The following is a 5491-nucleotide window of genomic DNA, read 5'->3' as shown; positions in this document are numbered from 1 at the left end:
CGCAACCGCGGCGCCGCCCGGCGGCGCCACGCGCAGCAGTTGGTCGACTTCGATCTGGTTCGGGTTCGTCAGGTTGTTCCACGCGGCGATGTCGCGATAGTTCTGCCCGTTCTCGAGTGCGATCCGGTACAGCGTGTCACCCGGTTTCACACGGTAGAAGCCGGGCGGCGGCGGCCCGAGCGGCACCGCCGGCTGCGCGGCAGCGGTCGTGCCGAGCGTTCCGGAGCGGTCGACGACGGGCGCGTTGTCGAGCCGCGTCGCACAGGCGGCCAGTAGCGTGGAGAACGCAGCCACACAGATCGCGCGCTGGGCGAACGTGAGCGGTTCCCTGGTTCGGTTGTTTTGCATCGCGCGCAACATACTCATCGGTTTCAAATCACTCCGGATTTTAAAGGGACAAAGAAAACGCGATCAAGCCGTGACTCTCGCCATTGCGCGGGCGCGACGCGCTCGACAAGCGTGAGCACCTGGTGCTGCCCGCTCTGCGCGCCGACCGGCGCGACGAGCCGCCCGCCGATCGCGAGCTGCTCGAGCAGCGCCTGCGGCACGTCGAGCCCCGCCGCCGCGATCACGATCGCGTCGAACGGGGCCGCGGACGGCAGGCCGACACGCCCGTCGCCGTAATGCAAACGGATGTTCGGCACGCGCAGCGGCCGCAGGTTCAGCTTCGCGCGCTCGTAGAGCGGCTTGATGCGTTCAATCGAATACACGTCGCGTGCCACGTGACTCAGCACCGCGGCCTGGTAGCCGCAACCGGTGCCGATCTCGAGGACGCGCTCGAGCGTGCGGCCGGCCATCGCGAGCTCGATCATGCGCGCGACGACCGACGGCTTTGAGATCGTTTGCTGGTGGCCGATCGGCAACGCGGAATCCTCATAGGCCTGCGTCGCGAGCCCCGGATCCACGAACATGTGGCGCGGCACCGCGGCCATCGCATCCAGCACGCGCGCGTCGGTCACGCCGTTCGCGCGCAGGCGTTCGACCATGCGTTCGCGCACACGTTCCGAGGTCAGCGCGAACGCGCCGGCCGGCGCAATGCTCGGCGCGGCCGGCTTCGGCATCGCGGGCTTCAGCACGGTCGGCTTCGGTGCGGTCGCAGGCTTCGCGGCGGCCGTGCCGGGCAGCGCGCGGGCGGCGCCCGTCTTCGCCACCGGCTTGAGCACGGCAGCGGGTTTGTCGGCGGCCTTCGGCACCGCGATCGCCGCATGGCGTTCACCGGACCGGACTTCCGATTTGCGTGGCGCTCGCTTGAGATCCTCGAGCGCGAGCGGGAACCGCTTCGCGCGCTCGCCGCTCATGAAGCCCGCCCGCCTGCGCGCGCCCATTCGCGCGTTGCAGGCAGCATTTGCGTATGCGTGAGATCGAGCTGCAGCGGCGTGATCGACACGAAACCGTTGGCGACGGCGTGGAAATCGGTACCTTCGCTCGCGTCCAGCGCCGCACCCGCGGCACCGATCCAGTAAACCGGCTCGCCGCGCGGGTCGGTCTGGCGAATCACCGGCTGCGACGGGTGACGCTTGCCGAGGCGCGTGACCTTCCAGCCTCTCAGTTCGTCGTACGGCAGATTCGGAATATTGACGTTCAGCAGCGGCTGACCGGGTAGCGGATGCGCGAGGTAATGCTCGACGATTTCCGCGGCGACGCGCGCCGCGTCGGCCAGATGCGCCCAGCCCTTGTCGGCCAGCGAGAACGCGATGGCCGGCACGCCGAACATGATGCCTTCAGTGGCGGCCGCAACTGTCCCCGAATAGAGGGTGTCTTCTCCCATGTTCTGGCCGTTGTTGATCCCCGACACGACGAGATCCGGACGCTCGTCGGCCATCCCCGTCAACGCGACGTGCACCGAATCGGTCGGCGTGCCGTTCACGTAGAAGAAACCCGTATTCGTCGCGCGCTGCACCGACAGCGGCCGCGACAGCGTGAGGGAATTCGACGCGCCGCTGCAGTTCTGCTCGGGTGCGATCACGGTGAGGTCGGCCAACGGCTGCAGCGCGTCGCTGAGCGCGCCGAGACCGGGGGCGAGATAGCCGTCGTCGTTGCTGAGTAGGATTCGCATCCGGCGATTGTAACCGAGGAAAGATGGCGCGAGAGCGACAGTCCGGCGGCGGCTGAGGGGCCCGCACGCAGCACGCGTATGCGATGCGCCGCCTCATTGCGCGGCGGCGTTCCGCACACTCGGGAAAACGCCCGGCCGCCCGTAGTCAGCCACCCGGAAGAAAGTTCCGTCGGGCAAGCCCGGCGCGCATCGCCGGGGCTCGGGACGCTCAGATCGCGCCGGCCTCGCGCAACGCGGCGATCGCCTGCGCGTCGTAGCCGAGGCCGCGCAGCACCTCGTCGGTGTGCTCGCCGAGTTCGGGCCCGAGCCAGCGCGTTTCGCCCGGCGTGCCGGACAGCTTCGGCGTGATGTTCGGCAGCGGAATGTCGGTGCCGTCGGCCAGTTTGAAACGCTGGATCATCTGCCGCGCGACGAACTGCGGATCGGTGAACATGTCGGCGGCGCTGTAGATGCGCCCGGCCGGCACGTCGGCCGCGTTGAGCACGGCCAGCGCGTCGTCGATCGTGCGCGGCGCGAGCCACGCGGCGATCGCGTCGTCGATTTCCTGCGTGCGCGGCACGCGTCCGTCGTTCCGTGCGAGTGCGGGATCGTCGGCGAGGTCGTCGCGCTCGATCGCCTTCATCAACCGCTTGAAGATCGGGTCGCTGTTGCCGCCGATCACGATGCTGCCGTCGCGACACGCGTAGGTGTTCGACGGCACGATGCCCGGCAACGACGCGCCGGTGCGCTCGCGCACCATCCCGTACACGCCGTATTCGGGCACCACGCTTTCCATCATGTTGAATACCGCTTCATACAGCGCAACGTCGACCACCTGCCCCGCGCCGCCATTCACGTTGCGGTGGTGGAGCGCCATCAGCGCGCCGATCACGCCGTGCAGCGCGGCGATCGAGTCGCCGATCGAGATGCCGATGCGCGGCGGCGGCAGATCCGGATAGCCGGTGATGTGACGCAATCCGCCCATCGATTCGGCGATCGCGCCGAAGCCGGGCCGGTCGCGGTACGGGCCCGTCTGCCCGTAGCCGGACAGGCGCACCATCACGAGACCGGGGTTGTCGGCCGACAGCACGTCGTAGCCGAGGCCGAGCTTCTCGAGCAGGCCCGGCCGGAAGTTTTCGATCACGATGTCGGCCTCGCGCGCGAGTTGCCGCGCGATCGCCTTGCCGGCATCGGATTTCAGATTGAGGGTGACCGATTTCTTGTTGCGCGCCTGGACCGACCACCACAGCGACGTGCCGCCCTGCTCCGGATGCAGCTTGCGCCACTTGCGCAGCGGGTCGCCGCCGTTCGGATCCTCGATCTTGATCACTTCCGCGCCGAATTCGGCACAGAGGCGCGACGCGAACGGCCCCGCGATCAGCGTCCCGAATTCGAGCACTTTGACGCCCGCGAGCGGGCCCTGGCTGGTGCTCATGTGTCTCCCTGGCATGAGGAACGGCGCCGCTCGCCGGCGGCGCCCGGCTTACATCGTGCGACGGTCGAGCATCGCGCGGGCGATGGTGCCCGCGTCGACGTATTCGAGCTCGCCGCCGACCGGCACGCCGCGCGCGAGGCGCGTGACCGCGAGCCCGCGCGCCTTCAGCGTCTGGCCGAGGTAGTGCGCGGTGGCTTCGCCCTCGTTCGTGAAGTTGGTCGCGAGCACGACCTCCTTGACGACGCCGTCGGACGCGCGCCGCACGAGGCGGTCGAAATGGATTTCCTTCGGGCCGATCCCGTCGAGCGGGCTCAGCCGCCCCATCAGCACGAAATACAGCCCGCGGTACGTCATCGTCTGCTCGAGCATGATCTGGTCGGCCGGCGTCTCGACGACGCACAGCAGCGTCGGATCACGCTCGTCGTCGCTGCACACCTCGCAGATCTGCGCTTCCGTGAACGTGTTGCACTTCTCGCAGTGCTGCAGGTGCTCGGTCGCGAACAGCAGCGAGCGGCCGAGCCGCTCCGCGCCCTCCCGATCGTGCTGCATCAGGTGGTACGCCATGCGCTGCGCGGATTTCGGCCCGACACCGGGCAATACACGCAGCGCCTCGACGAGCGCGGACAGGGCGGACGGCTGTTTCATACGGCGGCTGGTGGCTGAACGGGCTGAACGAACGCTGCGCTCAGAACGGCAGCTTGAAACCCGGGGGCAGCGGCAGGCCCGAGGTCATGCCGCTCATCTTCTCCTGCGACGTCGCTTCGGCCTTGCGTACGGCATCGTTGAACGCGGCCGCGACCAGATCCTCGAGCATGTCCTTGTCGTCCGCGAGCAGGCTCGGGTCGATCGCCACGCGACGCACTTCGTTGCGGCACGTCATCGTCACCTTGACGAGGCCGGCACCCGACTGCCCTTCGACTTCGATCTGCGCAAGCTGCTCCTGCATCTTCTTCATGTTTTCCTGCATTTGCTGCGCTTGCTTCATCAGTCCGGCGAGGTTGCCTTTCAACATGGGAATACTCCTTCTTGATCGTGTGAAAACCGGCACGCGGCGCATGCCGGTCAATGTGTGCGGGCGTGATTGTGCCTGTCGCGGTGCGATTCGTTCAATGCAGCGTCGGCGGCGCGCCGTCCGGCGCCGAATCGGCGAGCGGCCGCACCGAGCCTTCGACGATACGCGCGCCGAAATCACGGACGAGCTGCTGGACGAACGGATCGCCGTGGATCTCCTGCTCGGCCTCGCGCTGGCGGGCCGCACGTGCGGCCGCATCGAGCGTTGCCGCGGTGCGCCGCGCGGGCCCGACATCGACAGCGACCTCGACAGGCTTGCCGAGCGCGTCGGCCAGCGCGGCCTTCAGCTTCGCGACCTGGGCGGCGTCCGCATACTGCGGCACCGGCACGGACAGTTTCAACGTCGTCGCGTCGACGGCCGTCAGCTCGCTGTTGAACGCCAGCTGATACGCGACGCCCTTCAGCGGCAACCGTGCGGCCAGTGCCGGCCATTCGCCGTCGAAGCCGATCGGATCGAGCGCGATCGCGGGCGGCAGCGGGCGCGTGTCGACCGGTGCGGACGGACGGGCCTCCGCCGGTTTCGGCGCAATGCGCACGTCGTCGGGGCCGCTGTCGAATACCGGGACGAAGCCGTCGTCGGCCCCACCGCCGAACATCTCGTCGGCGCTGAGCGGCACGTATTCGTCCGGCGGAATGTCTTCCCACGGCGGCGGCGCCTGGCGCGTGTCGGCAGCCTGCGGTGCGCGAGCCGCCGCACGCGGCGTCGGCACCTGCACGGCAGGACGCGATGGCGCCGGTTTGTCGACGGCCGGCTGGGCCGCGGCCGGGCGGAGACTGATGGCGTGGACGTGCACGGGCGATGCGACGCCGGGGTGTGCGTGATCGGCACGCATCACGCGCATCTGCAGCGGCGGGACCACCGCGAACGTCGCGACACCCCACACCAGCAGCGTGGCCGCCGCGCCGACATGCGTGCGGGCGAGCAGCGGGAACCCGGCCATCGTCACGAT

At 68.9% G+C, this 5491-nt stretch carries 7 protein-coding genes; all 7 read right to left on the bottom strand.

The genetic code is table 11. The features are described 5' to 3' along the window. The coding region (locus tag F3J14_RS33320; protein ID WP_166726518.1) for a LysM domain-containing protein at positions 1-366 on the bottom strand (366 nt) is incomplete at its 3' end. Between the two features lie 5 nt (positions 367-371). Next, entirely contained in the window at positions 372-1298 is a 927-nt protein-coding gene (locus F3J14_RS33315; protein WP_166726517.1) for a protein-L-isoaspartate(D-aspartate) O-methyltransferase, read from the bottom strand. Next, positions 1295-2056 carry a 5'/3'-nucleotidase SurE gene (surE, locus tag F3J14_RS33310; protein WP_166726516.1) on the bottom strand — a complete coding sequence of 254 codons (762 nt, stop codon included), beginning with the start codon at positions 2054-2056 and terminating at the stop codon, positions 1295-1297. Before surE ends, F3J14_RS33315 begins: the two co-directional genes overlap by 4 nt. 208 nt (positions 2057-2264) lie before the next feature. Beyond that, a complete protein-coding gene (locus F3J14_RS33305) occupies positions 2265-3470 on the bottom strand; it encodes a CaiB/BaiF CoA-transferase family protein (RefSeq protein ID WP_166726515.1) in 1206 nt (401 codons plus the stop codon). A 48-nt stretch (positions 3471-3518) separates the two neighbouring features. Further along, on the bottom strand, positions 3519-4115 hold the full coding sequence (recR, locus tag F3J14_RS33300; protein WP_006755697.1) for a recombination mediator RecR: 597 nt from the start codon (positions 4113-4115) through the stop codon (positions 3519-3521). A gap of 40 nt (positions 4116-4155) precedes the next feature. Then, positions 4156-4482, bottom strand: a complete 327-nt coding sequence (locus F3J14_RS33295) for a YbaB/EbfC family nucleoid-associated protein (RefSeq protein ID WP_006755698.1) — start codon at positions 4480-4482, stop codon at positions 4156-4158. Between the two features lie 94 nt (positions 4483-4576). Next, positions 4577-5491: DNA polymerase III subunit gamma/tau C-terminal domain-containing protein (locus F3J14_RS33290; protein WP_282100792.1), on the bottom strand; the 915-nt coding region annotated here is incomplete at its 5' end.

It is taken from the genome of Burkholderia sp. Tr-862 (assembly GCF_011753085.1).
Classification (GTDB): domain Bacteria; phylum Pseudomonadota; class Gammaproteobacteria; order Burkholderiales; family Burkholderiaceae; genus Burkholderia; species Burkholderia ambifaria.
This window is presented reverse-complemented; position numbering and strand designations above follow the sequence as displayed.